Origin of the sequence: Streptacidiphilus carbonis, assembly GCF_000787775.1 — a bacterium.
Taxonomy (GTDB): domain Bacteria; phylum Actinomycetota; class Actinomycetes; order Streptomycetales; family Streptomycetaceae; genus Streptacidiphilus; species Streptacidiphilus carbonis.
Genome location: NZ_BBPM01000002.1, coordinates 237,448 through 254,440, shown reverse-complemented (window position 1 = coordinate 254,440; position 16,993 = coordinate 237,448). Strand labels below are relative to the sequence as shown.

At 71.0% G+C, this 16,993-nt stretch carries 14 protein-coding genes; all 14 read left to right on the top strand.

The window, feature by feature from the left end:
- Positions 1-62 precede the first annotated feature (62 nt).
- The 14 genes from lysA (at position 63) to TR46_RS02495 (ending at position 16,797) form a co-directional block, all read left to right on the top strand.
- Positions 63-1,454: a diaminopimelate decarboxylase gene (gene lysA, locus TR46_RS02560; RefSeq protein WP_042392664.1), complete on the top strand. Its 1,392-nt coding sequence runs from the start codon at positions 63-65 to the stop codon at positions 1,452-1,454.
- Between the two features lie 164 nt (positions 1,455-1,618).
- Positions 1,619-2,911: a homoserine dehydrogenase gene (locus TR46_RS02555; RefSeq protein ID WP_042392661.1), complete on the top strand. Its 1,293-nt coding sequence runs from the start codon at positions 1,619-1,621 to the stop codon at positions 2,909-2,911.
- A gap of 6 nt (positions 2,912-2,917) precedes the next feature.
- The gene (gene thrC / locus TR46_RS02550; RefSeq protein WP_042392659.1) at positions 2,918-4,003 is read left to right on the top strand and encodes a threonine synthase; all 1,086 of its coding nucleotides are present in this window, start codon (positions 2,918-2,920) and stop codon (positions 4,001-4,003) included.
- A 255-nt stretch (positions 4,004-4,258) separates the two neighbouring features.
- The gene (gene thrB / locus TR46_RS02545) at positions 4,259-5,179 is read left to right on the top strand and encodes a homoserine kinase (protein WP_042392655.1); all 921 of its coding nucleotides are present in this window, start codon (positions 4,259-4,261) and stop codon (positions 5,177-5,179) included.
- A gap of 560 nt (positions 5,180-5,739) precedes the next feature.
- The gene (gene rho, locus TR46_RS02540) at positions 5,740-7,875 is read left to right on the top strand and encodes a transcription termination factor Rho (RefSeq protein ID WP_042392654.1); all 2,136 of its coding nucleotides are present in this window, start codon (positions 5,740-5,742) and stop codon (positions 7,873-7,875) included.
- A gap of 113 nt (positions 7,876-7,988) precedes the next feature.
- A complete protein-coding gene (locus tag TR46_RS02535) occupies positions 7,989-9,077 on the top strand; it encodes an LCP family protein (RefSeq protein WP_063770506.1) in 1,089 nt (362 codons plus the stop codon).
- A gap of 298 nt (positions 9,078-9,375) precedes the next feature.
- Positions 9,376-9,600, top strand: a complete 225-nt coding sequence (gene rpmE / locus TR46_RS02530; RefSeq protein ID WP_042392652.1) for a 50S ribosomal protein L31 — start codon at positions 9,376-9,378, stop codon at positions 9,598-9,600.
- A gap of 128 nt (positions 9,601-9,728) precedes the next feature.
- The gene (prfA, locus tag TR46_RS02525; protein ID WP_042392649.1) at positions 9,729-10,808 is read left to right on the top strand and encodes a peptide chain release factor 1; all 1,080 of its coding nucleotides are present in this window, start codon (positions 9,729-9,731) and stop codon (positions 10,806-10,808) included.
- A gap of 123 nt (positions 10,809-10,931) precedes the next feature.
- Positions 10,932-11,798, top strand: coding sequence for a peptide chain release factor N(5)-glutamine methyltransferase (gene prmC, locus TR46_RS02520; RefSeq protein ID WP_042392648.1), 867 nt, complete (start codon positions 10,932-10,934; stop codon positions 11,796-11,798).
- 67 nt (positions 11,799-11,865) lie between these two features.
- Positions 11,866-12,513 carry an L-threonylcarbamoyladenylate synthase gene (locus tag TR46_RS02515; protein WP_042392644.1) on the top strand — a complete coding sequence of 216 codons (648 nt, stop codon included), beginning with the start codon at positions 11,866-11,868 and terminating at the stop codon, positions 12,511-12,513.
- A complete protein-coding gene (locus tag TR46_RS02510) occupies positions 12,510-13,268 on the top strand; it encodes an arsenate reductase/protein-tyrosine-phosphatase family protein (RefSeq protein WP_236655176.1) in 759 nt (252 codons plus the stop codon). Before TR46_RS02515 ends, TR46_RS02510 begins: the two co-directional genes overlap by 4 nt.
- A 111-nt stretch (positions 13,269-13,379) precedes the next feature.
- The gene (gene glyA / locus TR46_RS02505; protein WP_042392642.1) at positions 13,380-14,648 is read left to right on the top strand and encodes a serine hydroxymethyltransferase; all 1,269 of its coding nucleotides are present in this window, start codon (positions 13,380-13,382) and stop codon (positions 14,646-14,648) included.
- A 152-nt stretch (positions 14,649-14,800) separates the two neighbouring features.
- Positions 14,801-16,144 carry an MraY family glycosyltransferase gene (locus tag TR46_RS02500; RefSeq protein ID WP_042392641.1) on the top strand — a complete coding sequence of 448 codons (1,344 nt, stop codon included), beginning with the start codon at positions 14,801-14,803 and terminating at the stop codon, positions 16,142-16,144.
- A gap of 218 nt (positions 16,145-16,362) precedes the next feature.
- On the top strand, positions 16,363-16,797 hold the full coding sequence (locus tag TR46_RS02495) for a Cg1360 family ATP-synthase-associated protein (protein WP_042392639.1): 435 nt from the start codon (positions 16,363-16,365) through the stop codon (positions 16,795-16,797).
- The last annotated feature ends 196 nt before the right edge of the window (positions 16,798-16,993 follow it).

Genomic DNA, 16,993 nt, shown 5'->3' with positions numbered 1-16,993 from the left:
GGCGCGGGATCAACCCCCGCGCCCCTCACCGTAGATCACCCGGACCCCCGGAGACAGAAGACATGAGCCGCTCCGCCCACCCCGCCGGCCCGCGCCACGGGGACGTCCTGCCGGAGGGTCACTTCACCGCGCCCCCGGCCGACCTGAACCTGCTCGACCCCAAGGTCTGGTCCGCCACGGTGCGCCGCACCGACGCCGGCTCGGTCACCGTCGGCGGTATCGACGTGCGGGATCTCGCCGAGCAGTTCGGCACCCCCGCCTACGTCATGGACGAGCAGGACTTCCGGGCCCGCTGCCGCGCCTGGCGCGAAGCCTTCGGGACCGGCGCCGACGTCTACTACGCCGGCAAGGCGTTCCTCTCCCGCGCCGTGGTCCGCTGGCTGCACGAAGAGGGCCTGAACGTGGACGTGTGCAGCGGCGGCGAGCTCACGGTCGCGCTGTCCGCGGGGATGCCGGCCGAGCGGATCGCCTTCCACGGCAACAACAAGTCCAAGGCCGAGCTGGAGTACGCGGTGAAGTCCGGGGTCGGCCACATCGTGGTGGACTCCTACGACGAACTGGTCCGGCTGTCCTGGATCGCACAGCAGCAGGGTGTGCGCCAGCAGATCCTGATCCGGGTCACCGTCGGCGTCGAGGCGCACACCCACGAGTTCATCGCAACCGCCCACGAGGACCAGAAGTTCGGCCTCTCGCTCTCCGGCGGCCACGCCGCCGAGGCGGTGCGCCGTGCGCTGACGCTGGACGGACTGGAGCTCCGCGGCATCCACTCGCACATCGGTTCGCAGATCTTCGACACGGCCGGCTTCGAGGTCGCCGCCCGCCGGGTGGTCGGCCTGCTGGCCGAGATCAAGGCCGAGCACGGCGTCGAGCTGCCCGAGATCGACCTCGGCGGCGGTCTGGGCATCGCCTACACCAGCGACGACGACCCCCGCGAGCCCGCCGAGATCGCCGGGTCGCTCACCGAGATCGTCCGGCGCGAGTGCGCTGCGGCGGATCTCACACCGCCGCGGATCTCGGTCGAGCCCGGCCGCGCCATCGTCGGCCCCACCGCGTTCACGCTCTACGAGGTCGGCACGGTCAAGCCGCTGGACGGCCTGCGTACCTACGTCAGCGTCGACGGCGGCATGTCGGACAACATCCGCACCGCGCTCTACGACGCCGAGTACAGCGTGGCGCTGGTCTCCCGGGCCTCCACCGCCGAGCCGATGCTCAGCCGGGTGGTCGGCAAGCACTGCGAGTCCGGCGACATCATCGTCCGGGACGCCTTCCTGCCCGCCGACCTGGCCCCGGGCGACCTCATCGCGGTCCCGGCCACCGGCGCCTACTGCCGGTCCATGGCCAGCAACTACAACCACGCCCTCAAGCCCCCGGTGGTGGCCGTGGCCGACGGCCGTTCCCGGGTGATCGTCCGCCGGGAGACGGAGGAGGATCTGCTGCGCCTCGATATCGGCTGATGAAATCCCGGTCTCAGACTATGGAACGGCCGAAGATTTATCGGTTCTGTCCCTGAGACTTGTCGGTGGGGACAGGCACCCCTGCGACACCAGCCAGCACCAGCAGGCAGCACCACCCAAGAGACCACACTCACCAGAGATCATCAGCAGAGCGGAGTCGGACGATGCGCACACTGAAGGTAGCGCTCCTCGGTTGTGGAGTAGTAGGCACCGAAGTGGCCCGCATCATGACGACGCACGCCGCCGACCTCGCCGCCCGTATCGGGGCCCCGGTGGAGCTCGCCGGGGTCGCCGTGCGCCGGGCCAACCGGCCCCGGCCCGGCATCCCCGAGCACCTGATCACCACGGACGCCGCCGAACTGGTGAAACGCGGCGACATCGACGTGGTGATCGAGGTCATCGGCGGGATCGAGCCGGCCCGCACGCTGATCCTCAGCGCCTTCGACAGCGGCGCCTCGGTCGTCAGCGCCAACAAGGCCCTGCTCGCGGCCGACGGGGCCGCCCTGCACGGCGCGGCCGCCAAGGCCGGCGTCGACCTGTACTACGAGGCGGCGGTGGCCGCGGCCATCCCGCTGGTCCGCCCGCTGCGCGAGTCGCTGGCCGGCGACAAGGTCAACCGGGTGCTCGGCATCGTCAACGGCACCACCAACTTCATCCTCGACAAGATGGACTCCACCGGCGCCGGCTACTCCGAGGCGCTGGAGGAGGCCACCGCGCTGGGCTATGCCGAGGCCGACCCCACCGCCGACGTCGAGGGCTTCGACGCCGCCGCCAAGGCCGCGATCCTGGCCGGCATCGCCTTCCACACCCGGGTCACCGCCGCCGACGTCTTCCGCGAGGGCATCACCGAGGTCACCGCCGCCGACATCGCCAGCGCCAAGGCGATGAACTGCGTGGTCAAGCTGCTCGCCATCTGCGAGCGCGGCGTCTCGGCGGACGGGACCGAGTCCGTCACCGCCCGGGTGCACCCGGCGATGATCCCGCTCGCCCATCCGCTCGCCAACGTCCGCGGCGCCTACAACGCCGTCTTCGTCGAGGCGGACGCCGCAGGGCAGTTGATGTTCTACGGCCCCGGCGCCGGCGGCGCGCCGACCGCCAGCGCGGTCCTCGGCGACCTGGTCGCCGTCTGCCGCAACAAACTGGGCGGGGCCACCGGCCCCGGCGAATCGGCGTACGCTCAGCTCACCGTGAACCCCATGGACGACGTGGTCACCCGCTACCACGTCAGCCTCGACGTCGCCGACAAAGCAGGCGTCCTCGCCCAGGTCGCCACCGTCTTCGCCGAGCACGGCGTGTCCATCGACACCGTCCGCCAGCAGGGCCGGGAGGGCGACGCCTCACTGGTCGTAGTGACCCACCGCGCCACCGACGCCGCGCTGTCCGCTACGGTCTCCGAACTGCGCACTCTGGACAACGTCCGCGGCGTGGCCAGCATCATGCGTGTCGAAGGGGAGTAACCCACTATGCGAAACAGCGCAGTCACCAGCGCCCGTACCCACCAGTGGCGTGGCCTCATCAACGAGTACCGCGACCGGCTCCCGGTCACGGACGCCACGCCCGTCGTCACCCTGCTGGAGGGCGGCACGCCCCTGGTCCCGGCCCAGCTGCTGTCCGAGCGCACCGGCTGCGAGGTCTACCTCAAGGTCGAGGGCGCCAACCCGACCGGCTCCTTCAAGGACCGCGGGATGACCATGGCCATCTCCAGGGCCGCGGAGGAGGGCGCGCAGGCCGTCATCTGCGCCTCCACCGGCAACACCTCGGCCTCGGCCGCGGCGTACGCGGTGCGCGCCGGGATGGTCTGCGCGGTGCTGGTGCCGCAGGGCAAGATCGCGCTGGGGAAGATGGGTCAGGCCCTGGTCCACGGCGCGAAGATCCTCCAGGTGGACGGCAACTTCGACGACTGCCTGACGCTGGCCCGCGACCTCTCCGACAAGTACCCGGTCGCGCTGGTCAACTCGGTTAACCCGGCCCGCATCGAGGGGCAGAAGACCGCGGCCTTCGAGATCGTCGACATGCTGGGCGACGCGCCCGACATCCATGTCCTGCCGGTCGGCAACGCGGGCAACATCACCGCCTACTGGAAGGGCTACCAGGAGTACGCCAAGGACGGGATCTCGTCTCGGTCTCCCCGAATGTGGGGGTTCCAGGCCTCCGGCTCGGCGCCGATCGTGGACGGGGCCCCCGTCCTCAAGCCGCAGACGATCGCCACCGCGATCCGGATCGGCAATCCGGCCTCCTGGGACTTCGCACTGGCCGCGCGGGACGAGTCCGGTGGCCTCATCGACAAGGTCACGGACCGTCAGATTCTTTCCGCTTACCGGCTGTTGGCCGCGAAGGAAGGCGTGTTTGTGGAGCCGGCCTCGGCAGCGAGTGTCGCGGGGCTGCTCCACGCGGCCGACCAGGGGCTGGTCGACCGCGGGCAGAGGATCGTCTGCACGGTCACCGGGAACGGGCTCAAGGACCCCGACTGGGCCGTTGCGGGCGCGCCGCAGCCGATCACCATTCCGATCGACGCCACGGCTGCCGCGGAGCGGCTCGGGTTGCTCTGACAGCTGCCACTCGGGGCGCGGTGTTGCGGTCTGTGGGGAGTTGCAGGTCCGCTGTGGTTGTTCGCGCAGTTCCCCGCGCCCCTGAAAGCAGCGCGGGCGTCGCCTGTCTTCCAAGGGGCGCGGGGAACCGCGCGAACAGCAACCCCAAGGTGACGTTCACCCGCGACGCGGCCCGTCCCGGTACCAACGGTGAACGCATCTTCGATACGCTGGAGGCTCCCCGCCCCAGGCGAGAACCTTCCAGGAGCGACAGCGATGCCAGCCCCCGCTTTCCGCGCAGCGGCGACCCGCGTCCGGGTCCCCGCCACCAGTGCCAACCTGGGGCCGGGGTTCGACGCGTTCGGCCTCGCGCTGGGCCTCTACGACGACGTCGTGGTGCGGGTCGCCGACAGCGGCCTGCACGTCGACATCGCCGGCGAGGGCGCCGACACCCTTGCCCGTGACGAACGCCACCTCGTGGTCCGCTCGATGCGTGCCGCCTTCGACCGCCTCGGCGGCCAGCCCCGCGGGCTGGAGGTCGTCTGCGCCAACCGGATACCGCACGGCCGCGGCCTCGGCTCCTCCTCGGCCGCCATCGTCGCGGGCATCACCGCCGCCCGCGCGGTCACCGTCGGCGGACCCGAACTCATGGACGACGCAGCGGTTCTCGCGCTCGCCTCGGAGATCGAGGGCCATCCCGACAACGTCGCCGCCTGCATCCTCGGCGGCTTCACCATCGCCTGGACCGAGGCCGGTGACGAGGCCCGGGCGATCACCCTGGCGCCCTCGCCGGACGTCGTCCCGCTGGTGTTCGTCCCGTCGGACCCGGTGCTCACCGAGGTCGCCCGGGGGCTGCTGCCGGCGACCGTGCCGCACGCCGACGCCGCCGCCAACGTCGGCCGCGCCGCGCTGCTGGTGGAGGCGGTCACGCACCGCCCCGAACTGCTGCTGCCCGCCACCGAGGACCGGCTGCACCAGGACTACCGCACCCCGGCGATGCCGGCCAGCGCCACCCTGGTGGCCGTGCTGCGCTCCCAGGGGGTGGCCGCGGTCATCTCGGGTGCCGGACCCACCGTGCTGGCCCTGACCGACGAGGCCACCGCCGAGAAGGCCCTCGGCGAGGCGGGTCCCGAGTGGGCCGCCCACCGATTGGCCCTGGATCTCGAAGGAGCCTGCGTACTGCCCCTCACCGGCTGAGCGCGCCCGTGCAATGGGGCCTCTTCCGGCGGATTTCGGGCCGGTCGGGGGTGTACCGAGGGGTGAGACAGGGGACACGATTGACAGACACACAGTGGGGGAATGTTTGTTGGGTCCAGTAGTGTTAATCTCATGTCTGCACCAGGCGCCCTACGGGGCCCGGTGCGCCGCGTCCCGATCCCGGTCCTCTCCGTTCCGCGGAGTGACCGTTCCGGGGCAGCAATTCTCCGGGAGCCCGCCACAGCGCGTACGCAGCCTGCCTGCGCAAGTGTGACCGCATCCCGAAGCCGTGTCGGTGCCCCAGTCCCGCATGAGACGCACATGGCCTGCAGATTCCGCGCAGCCGTGCCGAATCCTGCAGACCGGGGCAGGGAATGTCGTGACACGCGACGGGGGCCCGGGAAGCGCGGTGTGCTTCGCCACGTGGGACACCGCACGTCCGTATGACCCGCCATCCGGCGGACCACCGCCCCGCCACTGCGAAAACGAGCGCAGCGACGGACAGCACAACCGGTCGCCGAGCCAGACAGGCCGACGTCCGCTCCAGGGAAGGACCCTTCGTGAGCGACACCACCGATCTGATGGGCGTGCGCCCGGACGCTGACGCGTCGGACGCCACTGCGGCCCCCGCGCCGAAGCGCCGTCGGACCACGGGCACCGGGCTCAACGCCATGGTGCTCGCCGAGCTCCAGCAGCTCGCCACCGGCCTTGGCATCAGCGGCACCGGCCGTATGCGCAAGAGCGACCTGATCGACGCGATCAAGGCCAAGAGCGGCGGGGACCCGCTGCTCGCCGCCTCTTCGGAGGCACCCCCCGCGAAGCGCGCCACCCGCGCCGCGAAGGCGACCGCTGCCGCCCCCGCCGTCGAGGAGGCCCCGGCTGCCCCCGCGCGCCGCACCGCCCGCTCCCGCGCGGCCGAGCGCGCCGTCGACAGCACCGTGGCCGAGCAGCAGCAGATCGACATCCCGGTCCAGACCGCGGGCGACAGCGCCCCCGCGGAGCGCGCCCCGCGCCGCAGCCGCCGTGCCACCGCTCCGGTCACCTCGCTCACGGGTGCACCGGAGGAGGCGCCGGCCGCTGCGGAGCCGGTCGCCGCCCCCGCGTCGGTCGCGACCGAGGTGCGCGAGCGCCAGACCCAGGAGCAGCCCGAGCAGGGCCGTGGCGACGGCTCAGACGGCCGGGAGGGCCGCCGGGACCGTCGGGAGCGCCGCGAGCGCGGTCAGCAGGGCCAGCAGGACGGCGCCGCTCCCGCCGCCGAGTCGGAGGGCGGCGAGGGCCGCCGCGACCGCGGCAACGACCGTGGCAACGACCGCAGCGGCGGCAACGACCGCAGCGAGCGCCGCAACCGCCGGGACCGCGACCGCGGCGGCAACCAGGGCCAGGACGGCCAGGGCCAGGGCCGCCAGCAGGGCCAGGGGCAGAACCAGGGCCAGAACAACCAGGGCAACTTCCCCGAGGACGACGAGTTCGGCGGCGGCCGCCGCCGCGGGCGCTACCGCGACCGCAACCGCCGCAACCGCCGCGACGGCTTCGAGGGCCCGGCCGAGCCGCAGGTCAACGATGACGACGTGCTGATCCCGGTCGCGGGCATCCTGGACATCCTGGACAACTACGCCTTCGTCCGGACCTCGGGCTACCTGTCCGGTCCCAATGACGTCTATGTGTCGCTGGCCCAGGTCCGCAAGAACGGCCTGCGGAAGGGCGACGCGATCACCGGCGCGGTGCGCCAGCCCAAGGACGGCGAGCGCCGCGAGAAGTTCAACGCGCTGGTCCGCCTGGACTCGGTGAACGGCAGCGAGCCCGACAACGGCCGCAACCGTCCGGAGTTCAACAAGCTCACTCCGCTGTACCCGCAGGAGCGGCTCCGCCTGGAGACCGACCCGGGCGTGCTGACCACCCGGATCATCGACCTGGTGGCCCCGATCGGCAAGGGCCAGCGCGGTCTGATCGTCGCCCAGCCGAAGACCGGCAAGACGATGATCATGCAGGCGATCGCCAACGCGATCACCCACAACAACCCCGAGTGCCACCTGATGGTCGTCCTGGTCGACGAGCGTCCGGAAGAGGTCACCGACATGCAGCGCTCGGTCAAGGGCGAGGTCATCTCCTCGACCTTCGACCGGCCGGCCGAGGACCACACCACCGTCGCCGAGCTGGCCATCGAGCGGGCCAAGCGGCTGGTGGAGCTGGGCCACGACGTGGTCGTGCTGCTGGACTCCATCACCCGTCTGGGACGCGCCTACAACCTGGCGGCCCCGACCTCCGGACGCATCCTGTCCGGTGGTGTCGACTCGACCGCGCTCTACCCGCCGAAGAAGTTCTTCGGCGCCGCGCGCAACATCGAGAACGGCGGCTCGCTGACCATCATCGCCACCGCGCTGGTCGACACCGGCTCGCGGATGGACGATGTGATCTTCGAGGAGTTCAAGGGCACCGGCAACATGGAGCTCAAGCTCGACCGCAAGCTCGCCGACAAGCGGATCTTCCCGGCGGTGGACGTCGACGCGTCCAGCACCCGCAAGGAAGAGATCCTGCTCGGCTCGGAGGAGCTGGCGATCACCTGGAAGCTCCGCCGGGTGCTGCACGCGCTGGACTCGCAGCAGGCCATCGAGCTGCTCCTGGACAAGATGAAGCAGACCAAGAGCAACGCCGAGTTCCTGATGCAGATCGCCAAGACGACGCCGGGTCAGGACTGACCGCTCCGGCCGGACGCCGTCCGCCCGCCCACATGCCGCCGCCCCGGGTCAGTACCCGGGGCGGCGGCATTTTGTGAGAGTGCTTCTCAGACTCGGCGCTTACTGTTTGGGACATGGAGGACAAGTCGCACGAAACGCCGCAGCACAAGCTCCCGCGCTCCCGAAGGCGGGTCCTCACCCTGCTGGCCTGGGCCGTCGCGGCCGTGCTGGTGATCTGCGGCGGTACGGGCGGCTACCTCTACTGGAAGCTCAACAGCAACATCAAGACGGTGGACATCAACGGCGCGCTCGGCACCGACCGGCCTGCCATGAGCAGCACCGGGGCCATGGACATCCTGGTCCTGGGCTCGGACTCGCGCTCCGGCGGCAACAGCACGCTGGGCGGCGGCACCGACGACGGCACGGCCCGCTCCGACACCGCGATGGTGCTCCACGTCAACGAGGCGCACACGCACGCCACCGTGGTCAGCATCCCCAGGGACACCCTGGTGACCCGGCCCACCTGCGGTACCAGGGCGGGGGCGAGCAGCGTGATGTTCAACACCGCCTACGAGGTCGGCGGCGCGACCTGTGCGGTGAAGACGGTCGAGTCGATGACCGGGCTGCGGATGGACCACTACATCGAGCTCGACTTCGAGGGCTTCGCCAAGCTCATCGACGCGCTCGGCGGGGTCACCGTCACCACCACGGTCGACATCAACGACTCGGACAGCCATCTGCACCTCGCGGCCGGCACCCACAAGCTGAGCGGGGACCAGGCCCTGGCGTTCGTCCGGACCCGGCACGGCATCGGCGACGGCAGCGACCTGGGCCGGATCGAACTGCAGCAGCAGATGGTGAAGTCGATAGCGGACCAGGTGCAGCAGCTGGGGCTGCTGACCAGCCCGACCAAGCTCTACAGCCTGGCCTCCACCGCGACCGGCGCCGTCACCACCGACAGCGACCTGGGCTCGGTCGCCTCGCTGATCTCCTTCGCCGAGAGCATGAAGTCCATCAAGTCGTCCGACATCACCGCGGTGACCATGCCCAACACCAGGGCGCCCGCCGACGCCAACCGGGTGGTGGCGCTGGAGCCGGAGGCCACCGAGCTGTGGACGGCGCTGAAGAACGACGCGGCGGTGCCGCAGTCGGTCACGGCGCTGCAGAGCGCGGACCCGGCGACCTCCACCACCGCCTCGGCGTCGGCCTCGGCGGCGGGTTAGTCCTTCGGCCGCTGCTTCCGCATGGCCGGCCGCGCAGCTCCCCGCGCCCCTGGGGGCTGCGACTGAACCGCTGTGGGTCAGTAGCACCTGCCTGAGGGGCGCGGGGAACTGCGCAACCAGCCACCCGAGACCCGCAGCGAAGATCCCAGAGAGGGCCCCCGCGCCTATCAGGAATACCCGCTGCCCGTCCCCGGTTTTGGGAGATGCGGCCAGTGCTGGCAGACTGGTACGTCGGTCCCGGTTCACGGACGGCAGCCCGCTGCCCGACCCGGAGCCCTCCCGAACCTAGGAGCACCCCTTGAAGCCCGAGATCCACCCGACCTACGTGGTCACCCAGGTCACCTGCACCTGTGGCAACGAGTTCACCACCCGCAGCACCGAGGCAGCCGGCGTCATCCGCGCCGAGGTCTGCTCCAACTGCCACCCCTTCTACACCGGCAAGCAGAAGCTCATGGACACGGGTGGCCGCGTGGCCCGCTTCGAGGCCCGCTTCGGCAAGAAGCACGCCGCCAAGCAGGGCTAGCGACCTGTCGGCGCCGACCGGATGCCCTCCCGCAACGGAGGCACCCGGTCGGCGCCGTTCGCGTTGAGTCAGCGTTGATCCACCCCATCCACAGTGTCGTCACGTACGTCGGAAGAAGGCGCAGCCCCATGTTCGAGGCAGTCGAGGAGCTCCTGAGCGAGCACGCGGTTCTCGAGGAGCGGCTGGCCGATCCGGCGGTCCACGCGGACCAGGGCGAGGCACGCCGCCTCTCCAAGCGCTACGCCGAGCTCACCCCGATCACCGGCACCTACCGGCAGTGGCGGCAGACCGGCGAGGACATCGAGACCGCCCGCGAGCTCGCCGACGACGACCCGGACTTCTACGCCGAGATCAAGCAGCTGGAGCAGCGCCGCGAGGAGCTGACCGAGCAGCTGCGGCTGCTGCTGGTGCCGCGCGACCCCAACGACGACAAGGACGTCCTGCTGGAGGTCAAGGCGGGCGAGGGCGGCGAGGAGTCGGCGCTGTTCGCCGGCGACCTGCTGCGGATGTACCTGCGCTACGCCGAGAAGGTGGGCTGGAAGACCGAGATCATCGACTCCAACGAGTCCGACCTCGGCGGCTACAAGGACGTCCAGGTGGCCGTGAAGGCGCGGGCCGGCGCCGAGCCGGGCCAGGGCGTCTGGGCCCGGCTGAAGTACGAGGGCGGCGTGCACCGGGTGCAGCGGGTGCCCGCGACCGAGTCGCAGGGCCGGATCCACACCTCCGCCGCCGGCGTGCTGGTCACGCCCGAGGCGGAGGACGTAGAGATCGAGATCAACGCCAACGACCTGCGCATCGACGTGTACCGCTCGTCCGGTCCGGGCGGCCAGTCGGTGAACACCACCGACTCGGCGGTACGGATCACCCACCTCCCCACCGGTATCGTCGCCTCCTGCCAGAACCAGAAGAGCCAGCTCCAGAACAAGGAGGCGGCCATGCGCATCCTGCGCTCCCGGGTCCTGGCGGCAGCCCAGGAGGAGGCCGACCAGGAGGCCAGCGACGCGCGCCGCAGCCAGGTCCGCACGGTGGACCGCTCGGAGCGCATCCGCACCTACAACTTCCCCGAGAACCGCATCTCGGACCACCGCACCGGCTTCAAGGCGTACAACTTGGACCAGGTGCTCGGCGGCGAGCTCGACCCGCTGATCCAGTCGGCGGTCGACGCCGACGCGGCGGCGAGGCTCGAAGCCGCGGCCCAGAACGGCTGACCCCGCCCCATCTCCCTTCCCCTGACAGGAGGAGCCGGTGCTCCAGCATTTCGGGGAGCGACCCCCCGAACCCGCACGCACGGTGGCGGGGGCCGGCTCCATGGACTCTTCGAGGAGGAGCCGGTGAACCTGCTGCTCGCCGAGGTGGCCCAGGCCACCCAGCGATTGGCCGCCGCGGGCGTGCCCTCGCCGCGGTTCGACGCCGAGGAGCTGGCCGCGTACGTCCACGAGGTCAAACGCGGGGAACTGCACACCGTCGCCGACGGCGACTTCGACGCCCGCTACTGGGAGGTCATCTCCCGGCGCGAGGCGCGCGAGCCGCTGCAGCACATCACCGGCCGGGCCTTCTTCCGGTATCTGGAGCTGCAGGTCGGGCCGGGCGTCTTCGTGCCCAGGCCGGAGACCGAGTCGGTGGTCGGGTGGGCCATAGACGCGCTGCGCTCGATGGACGTGGCCGAGCCGCTGGTGGTCGACCTGTGCACGGGCTCGGGGGCCATCGCGCTGGCACTGGCCCAGGAGGTGCCGCGGAGCAGGGTGCACGCCGTCGAGCTGTCGGACGAGGCCTACGCCTGGGCCCGCCGCAATGTCGACGCCAGCCCGGACGCGGCCCGGATCAGCCTGGTACGGGGCGACGCCACCCGGGCCTTCGAGGACCAGTCCGAGCTGCACGGCCGCTTCGACCTGGTGATCAGCAATCCGCCCTACATCCCGCTGACCGAGTGGGAGTACGTGGCGCCCGAGGCCCGCGACCACGACCCGCAGCTGGCGCTGTTCTCCGGCGAGGACGGCCTGGACACCATCAGGGGCATCGAGAAGGTCGCGGCCCGGCTGCTGCGGCCCGGGGGCGTCGTGGTGATCGAGCACGCCGACACCCAGGGCGGTCTGGTGCCGTGGATCTTCCGCGAGGAGTCCGGCTGGACGGACGCGGCGGACCACCGCGACCTCAACAACCGCCCCCGTTTCGCCACCGCGCGCAGGGCCGCCCTGTGACCACTTCCACCACGACTGCTACCGCCAAAGCCACGTCTTCACCGTCCCAGGGAAGGGGCCTGCACCGATGAGCCGCCGCTACGACTGTGCCGATCCGAGCGACCGCGCCGCCGGTCTGCGTGAGGCCGCGTCCGCGATCAGGCGCGGTGAGCTGGTCGTGCTTCCCACGGACACCCTGTACGGCATCGGCGCGGACGCCTTCAAGCCGGAGGCCGTCGCCGACCTGCTGGCCGCCAAGGGCCGCGGCCGCAATATGCCCACCCCCGTGCTGGTCGGCTCGCCGACCACGCTGCACGGCCTGGTCAGCGACTTCTCCGAGTCGGCCTGGGAGCTGGTGGACGCCTTCTGGCCGGGCGGGCTGACCATCGTCACCCGGCACCAGCCCTCGCTGCGCTGGGACCTGGGCGACACCAGGGGCAGCGTCGCGGTGCGGATGCCGCTGCACCCGGTGGCCATCGAGCTGCTCAACACCACCGGACCGCTGGCCGTCTCCAGCGCCAACCTGACCGGCGGCACCCCGCCGGCCGACTGCGACGAGGCGCAGCGCCAGCTCGGCGACAGCGTCTCGATCTACCTGGACGGCGGGCCGGCCGACCACGCCGTCGCGTCCTCGATCGTCGACGTCACCGGGAAGACCCCGGTACTGCTGCGGGAGGGCGCGATCTCCGCGGCCCAGCTCCGCGAGGTGGTACCGGACCTGGAGGCCGGCAGTTGACCGATGTCCGATCGGCCGACTCCAGGGCCGACCAGGTCGGCGCCGGGTCCCTGCGGGGGACCGCGGTGCGTGTCGGCATGCCCTTGGGCGCCCGGTCGGGGCGACCGGTGCCGCGGCCCTACTACGGCGGCGCGGAGCCCCGGCACGGGGCCTTCAAGATCCTCTATGTCTGCACCGGCAATGTCTGCCGCTCGCCGATCGCCGAGCGGCTGACCCGGCACGAGCTGACCGACCGGCTCGGCGCCCGGGCCGGCGACATCCTGGTGGAGAGCGCCGGAACCTGGGGCCACGAGGGCGCGCCGATGGAGTCCAACGCGGCCGAGGTGCTGGTCGAGTACGGCGCCGACACCGGCGGCTTCGTCGGCCGGGAGCTGCTGGACGAGCATGTGATCGGCGCCGACCTGGTGCTGACCGCCACCCGGGACCACCGGGCCCAGGTCATCTCCATGGGGCACGCGGCCGGGCTGCGCACCTTCACCCTCAAGGAGTTCACCCGGCTGGTGAAGGCGATAGACCCGGCCACCCTGCCGGAGGCCGCCGAGTCCCCGGCCGAGGTGGCGGAGCGGGCCAGGGTGCTGGTCCGCGCCGCGGCCGCGCTGCGCGGCTGGCTGCTGGCGGCGACCCCGGAGGCGGACGAGGTGGACGACCCCTACGGCGCGCCGCTGGGGATGTTCCGCAACTGCGGCGAGGAGATCTTCGACGCCCTGGACCCGATCGTGACGGCCCTGACCGGCGTGGCCCGGGTGACCGTCTGACCGGCTGCCGGAACGATTCCGCAGCGCACCGGCGCGGCGCAGTCCCGAGGGCGCAACCGCGCACCCCGCCCTACAGTGAGACTGTTCGCACCGTTGAGGGAGTGTGCAGCCATGTCCGATCCCGCCCTAGCGGCCATCCTTGCGGCCGAGCGGACCAGGCGCGCGGATCAGATCGGACTGCTGGCGGGGGAGAACCACTCCGCTCCCGAGGTCCGCGAGCTGCTGGGCTCGGTCTTCGCGGACAAGTACGCCGAGGGGTATCCGGGTCGGCGCCACCACACCGGCTGCGAGCAGGCCGACGCCGTGGAGACCCTGGCCGTCGAGCGGGCCAAGGCGCTGTTCGGCGCCGAACACGCCAATGTCCAGCCGCTCTCGGGCACCGGGGCCGTGCTCGCCGCCTATGCGGCGCTGCTGCGGCCCGGCGACGCGGTGCTGGCGATGTCGCTGGCGCACGGCGGGCACCTGTCGAACGGCTCCGCGGCCAACTTCTCCGGGCGGTGGTTCGACTTCTCCGGGTACGGGGTGCGCGAGGACGACGGCCTGATCGACCTGGACCAGGTCCGCGACCTGGCCAGGGCGGTACGGCCGAAGGCGATCGTGGCGGGGTCGATCTCCTATCCGCGGGACGTGGACTGGCCGGCCTTCCGGGCCATCGCGGACGAGGTCGGCGCCTACCTGGTGGCCGCCGCCGCGCAGACCATCGGCCTGGTCGCGGGCGGTGCCATCACATCGCCGGTCCCCTGTGCCGACGTGGTCTGCGGGGTGACCCACAAGGTGCTCGGCGGGCCCAGGGGCGGGCTGCTGCTGTGCCGGGACGAGCTGGCCGAGCGGGTGGACCGGGCGGTGTTCCCGTTCACCCAGGGCGGTCCGGCGATGAACCAGATCGCGGCCAAGGCGCTGGTGCTCGGCCGGGCGGCGGAGCCCGAGTTCGCGGACTACACGGCCCGGACGGTGGCCAACGCCCGGGCCCTGGGCGAGGGGCTGGCCGCGTCCGGGCTGCGGCTGCTGACCGGGGGCACCGACACCCACCTGGTCACCGCCGACGCCAGGGGCCTGGGGCTGAGCGGACGGGAGGCCGAGCGCCGCTGCGAGGCGGTGGGGCTGCTGATCGGGCGGTGCGCGGTGCCGTTCCACGAGGTGCCGCCGGCCGAGGCCTGCGGGATCCGGCTGGGGACCGCCGCGGTGACCACCAGGGGGATGGGGCCCGAGCAGATGACCGAGCTGGCCGAGCTGCTGGGCCGGGTGCTGCGGCCGGCGGACGCGAAAGGGGCAAAAGGCGCGAGGGGCGCTGACGGCGCTGAGGAGGTGGCGGAGCGGGTACGCGGACTCGCACAGCGCTATCCGGTCGACGCCGCGGTCCGTGAATCATCAGTGAATTGATCTGTAGACAAAACCGCAATGATGGTTGCGGGCGTCCCCATCAATAAGGTGGTGCGCTGTGACGCTCCATCATGCACACCCAAACCACCAGACTCGGCCGCTATGCTCAGCCGTTGTCACGGGGGTGCCGACCGCAATTCTGGAGGGCGCTGGTGCGTGAGTTCCTGCTGACGCTGTGCGTCGCCACCGCGGTCACCTATCTGCTCACCGGCCCGGTGCGGAAGTTCGCGATCATCGCCGGAGCGATGCCGGAGATCCGCGACCGGGACGTGCACAAGGAGCCGACGCCGAGGCTCGGCGGCATCGCCATGTTCGGCGGCCTGTGCGCGGGGCTGCTGGTCGCCTCCCACCTCACCACCCTGTCCAGCATCTTCAGCGGCAGCAGCGACGTGCGTGCGCTGCTGTCCGGTGCCGCGATCATGTGGATCATCGGGGTGCTGGACGACAAGTGGGGCGTGGACGCGCTGGTGAAGCTCGGCGGCCAGATGGTCGCCGCGGGCGTGATGGTCTACCAGGGCGTCACCGTGCTCTGGCTGCCGATCCCCGGCGTGGGCACCTGGATCCCGCCGCAGACGCTGGGCACCGTGCTGGCGGTGGCGCTGGTGGTGATCAGTGTCAACGCGGTGAACTTCATCGACGGCCTGGACGGGCTGGCGGCCGGCATGGTCTGCATCGCGGCGCTGGCCTTCTTCGTCTACTCGTACCGGCTGTCCTACGGCTACGGGATCGCGGACGCGCTGCCGGCCACGCTGTTCAGCGCGATCCTGGTCGGGATGTGCCTGGGCTTCCTGCCGCACAACCTGCACCCGGCGCGGATCTTCATGGGCGACTCCGGCGCGCTGCTGCTGGGCCTGCTGCTGTCGGTGTCGATGATCTCGCTGACCGGCAGGGTGGACCCGGCGGCGCTGATGACGGACAAGACCTACAGCTCGCAGACCCAGGCCGTGCACAGCATGGTGCCCATCTACATCCCGCTGCTGCTGCCGCTGACGGTGATCGCGATCCCGCTGGCCGATCTGGTGCTCGCGGTGGTCCGCCGCACCTGGGCCGGCAAGTCGCCGTTCGCCGCCGACCGGCAGCATCTGCACCACCGACTGCTGGACATCGGGCACTCGCACACCCGGGCCGTGCTGATCATGTACTTCTGGGCCGGGCTGTTCGCCTTCGGCACGGTGGCCTTCTCGGTGAACCGGACGCCGCTGCTGCTGGCCGAGATCGCCATGGCGGCCTGCCTGCTGGGGATCGTCGTGCTGCTGATGCCCCGCTTCAAGCCGCGCGCTCCCCGGATGGCGGAGCGCTTCCTCCCGCCGCGCTACCGCCATGCGGCGGAGGACGAGGCAAAGGTAAGGGAAGTTCTTACCGGGGCGGTCGGAGGGCCGGCCGACGCCGCCGCCGATTCCCTGTCCCACGAGGACGAAGAGCTGCTTCGCAAGATCGGCACAGGGGCGCACGCCGCCGGACGTCATTCGGGCGCATCCGGACGAAACGGACGTTAGTCCCTACGGGTGAGGCAGATGTGGCACGGAGCACAGCTCTAGGGTAAAGACCTCACCAAATAGCTTGTGATACCGTTCACGACATCAGGAGAAGAGCCGAAGGACCTTATGGGAGAAGGTCGTTCGGTCGCGACCCGCCTCGCGGGTCTGTGATCCAGTGCTCGGTCTCCGCCTTCCTTGATCGCCCTTTCCCTTTCATTGCGCCGGAGTTGAAGACGATGCTGTCCAACGACGCCAAGATCCTGCGTGGATCGGCCGTACTGGCCGCTCCCGTGTGGGTTGTCGCCGCTGTGCTCAGTACCGTCCTCGCCGGCGAGAAGGGTCTGATCGGCGCACTCGTAGGCCTGGCTGTGGTCCTGGTCTTCTTCGGAGCGGGCTTCTGGGCCCTGATGCGGATCACCCAGGACAAGCCGCAGTTGGTCATGTCGGCCGGCCTGCTGGTCTACGCGGTGCAGATCCTGCTGGTCGGGGTCTTCATCGTGGTCTTCAAGCACACCACCCTGTTCAACGGCAAGGCCTTCGCCGTCACCCTGCTGGTCACCGCACTCGCCTGGGTCGGCGGCCAGGTCCTGCACACGGTGAGGTCCAAAACGCTCTACGTCGACCCGGAGCCCTCGGTCCCGGTGAAGGCGAAGTCCCGAGATGGGGCATAAGGGCGGGCTAAAGACGCTTCATCCCGATCTGCTATCGTCCGGAATCGCATCCGGTCGGCAGCTGTAGCAACGGTGCAGATCCCGGCGGTGCCCGGTCCTCGGATCCCGAGTCGACCGCACCACCAACCCCACGTCCCCGTGCCGACCCGTGGCCATGAAGGCCGCGCCGACACACAAGGTTGCAGTTCTTATGCGT